The sequence below is a fragment of the Dellaglioa sp. CoH-57-MRSF-17 genome (genome assembly GCF_056782015.1).
On record NZ_JBXAXY010000139.1, the window covers coordinates 1 to 271 of the forward strand.

General features: G+C 55.4%; 1 protein-coding gene. It reads left to right on the forward strand.

The annotated features are described in order from the left end of the window. Positions 1-48 precede the first annotated feature (48 nt). The coding region (locus AC1RPJ_RS08175; protein WP_481762910.1) for a hypothetical protein at positions 49-271 on the forward strand (223 nt) is incomplete at its 3' end.

Genomic DNA, 271 nt, shown 5'->3' on the forward strand with positions numbered 1-271 from the left:
GGGCGCAAACTCCGTGTATTCGCTTGTCGCTCTTAATCAGGACTGACCATGATCGACCATGACGCTGAACATCGTCTATACGTGCCGATGGACCCGTACCTGTTCTACGAGCTTGGCGGCGGTTATGCTCTGAACAAGGGGCCGCACGCACTTCCCGATGACGCGGTGCTCAAGGTTGGGCCTGCTATTCCACTATCCTGCATGTTCGACTGCTACTGGCTACTGCACGAAGGACAAAAGGTGGGCTACTATTTCCGGTCCACGTTTCAGG